At 59.7% G+C, this 2466-nt stretch carries 2 protein-coding genes; both read left to right on the top strand.

What is annotated here, in order from left to right:
* The first annotated feature begins 98 nt into the window (after positions 1 to 98).
* Positions 99 to 824 carry a molybdopterin-dependent oxidoreductase gene (locus BST14_RS31505; RefSeq protein WP_142279666.1) on the top strand — a complete coding sequence of 242 codons (726 nt, stop codon included), beginning with the start codon at positions 99 to 101 and terminating at the stop codon, positions 822 to 824.
* 22 nt (positions 825 to 846) lie between these two features.
* Entirely contained in the window at positions 847 to 2142 is a 1296-nt protein-coding gene (locus tag BST14_RS31510; protein ID WP_281252835.1) for a molybdopterin dinucleotide binding domain-containing protein, read from the top strand.
* Positions 2143 to 2466 lie beyond the last annotated feature (324 nt).

The raw sequence follows: 2466 nt of genomic DNA on the forward strand, positions 1-2466 counted from the left end.
CAGCCCGCTACGCTGCCACCTGTACCCACCAATGAACGACTCTCGTTCGCCGTGGACCAGTTCACGGGGTCCGGTCACTACGACTTAAGGGATCACACATGAAGTCGGATACGCGAGAAGTGACCACATACTGTCGAATCTGCGAGCCGCAATGTGGGTTGATTGCAACGGTCACGGACGGGCGGTTGGTTCGCGTGCGCGGCGATCATGACCACCCTCACTCGCAGGGATTCAGTTGCGTCAAATCGCAGGCGGCAGTCGACGTCGCGTACGACCCGGACAGAGTTCTTCACCCCTTGAAGAGAATCGGTGAACCGGGCAACTTCCAGCGCGTGTCATGGAACGACGCACTCGACGACATAGCCATCCGGCTGCGCCACATCCAGCGTGAGCATGGGAAAGATGCACTGGGGTTGTTCGTCGGCAACCCGCCGGCATTCGGATACTCTGCAGCGCTCGGTCTAGCCGGGTTCAGGTCTGCAATGGGAATCCGGTGGCGCTACGGTGTCAACGCCGAAGATGCGTCGTCGCGGATGGCGGCGAATGCACTGCTCTATGGATCCGTTGCTATTGCGCCCAAGCCGGATCTGTGGAGGACTCGGTTCGCCCTTGTTATTGGGGCAAATCCGTTGATCTCCCACGGCTCGATGGTGACCGAAGCGCGGTTCAAAGATGCCCTCGACTCAATCATTGATCGCGGCGGCCGCGTCCTTGTCGTCGACCCTCGGCGCAGTGAGACCGCACGTCGATACGAGCATGTGGCGATCCGCGCTGGAACGGACCCATATTTTCTGCTTCGGAGTCCTAAATGTCGTGCTGGCTGAGGCTCGGATAGACCGTGCGTTCTTGGCGCGGCACACCACAGGATTTGCCGAACTGGTCAATCTTGTCACTACTTACACGCCTGATTACTGCGAGCAAAAGTGCGGCGTTTTGGCACAAACCATACGCGAGATCGCTCGCGCGTTCGCCTGCTCACCGTCGGCCATCGTCTACGGCAGGACCGGCACGTGCACCCAGCGGTTCGGAACGCTTAACAATCTGCTGCAGGACATCCTCACAGTCATCACCGGAAACGTTGAACGGGTGGGCGGATTCATCTTCGGCGGTGCTCCATTGGACTTCTCGCGATTCGCAATCGCCACAGGCATGGCCACATTCGGCGCTGTGCGAGCCCGCACGACAGGGATGCCCGATGTGTTCGGGATGCTGCCGTCGACATCGCTGGCAACTGACATCACCGTACCGGGTCCCGGCCAAGTGCACGGGCTGGTCACCGTCGGGGCGAATCCCGTTCTGAGCAGTCCAGTAGGCACACCACAACTGGAGTCGGCTCTAGAGCAGCTCGAGCTGCACCTATCGATCGATCTGTACGTCAACGAGACGAACAAATACGCTGACTACGTGTTGCCGTGTGTTGGGCAGTATGAGCGAAATGATTTCCCGTTAGGACCGATCGCGAATATTCTGCGCCCGTCGATTTGGGCCACGGGCCCCGTGATCGATCCTCGGGGCGAGGCACGCGACGAATTCGACATCCTAGACGAAATTGCTCGGCGTGCCGGGCGCGGTGGAGCTTATTCCGTTGCAGCGCTGCGGTGGATGGCAAAGGCCGGTATCCGCATTCATCCGCGAACAATGGTTGATGCTCTCATCCGGACCAGCCCGGCCGGTGACATGTACGGCCTTCGCCGCAGCGGCGTCTCGTTTAGCAAGCTATTGCAGCATTATCCGCATGGTAAGTCGCTCCGTTCAGAACTTCCGGTCGGCCGCCTTGAGGACTACCTGCGCACACCTGCAAAGAAGATCCCGCTAATCCCCGATGAACTTCGGTCCGAAGTACTGCGCCTACAAGCTACTGGCGAAGATTCGAAACACTTCCCCCTACGCCTGCACGGGTTGCGAGAGGCTCGCTCTCAGAACAGCTGGATGCACAACGGGCTTAGGCCTAAACGGCGGTTTACCGCATTCATGAACCCGACCGATGCCGCTGAGGCGGAGATCTGCGACAGCGACGACGTCAAAGTGGTTTCAGCCACTGGATCCATAACTGTCCCGGTCACACTCACCGGCGACATCTCGCCCGGCAATGTCGCCATTCCACATGGCTGGGGGGCACGCAGGCGGCTGGCGAAGTGCTAACGCGGAGCCGGGTGTTAACAGCAACGTCCTAGCTAGTGCTGCCTGCAGCGACATCGAAGTACTCGCCGGTATGTCGGTACTCAATGGGATTCCTGTGCGAGTGGAACGTCTCCACGCGACGTAACGCCTAGATGCGGGTAGCCCGGGTTCACTGCCGGCCCCGCTACGGCAATCCCGCGGACCCATATGGTTCGCTGGTGAGAACTCTCCGAATTCTTTTGCGTCACAGTCAGATAGCCTGCCTGATTGGCCTGACCCCGGTTGGTTGATCCACGGCTTGTGAGAGTCTTGCAGCCCACGATGTGGGCAGGAAGGCTCGACAAG

It is taken from the genome of Mycobacterium arosiense ATCC BAA-1401 = DSM 45069, assembly GCF_002086125.1.
Classification (GTDB): domain Bacteria; phylum Actinomycetota; class Actinomycetes; order Mycobacteriales; family Mycobacteriaceae; genus Mycobacterium; species Mycobacterium arosiense.

Coding starts and splice junctions, on each gene's coding strand:
- BST14_RS31505 (WP_142279666.1), top strand. CDS start 99: ATGAAGTCGGATACGCGAGAAGTGACCACATACTGTCGAATCTGCGAG.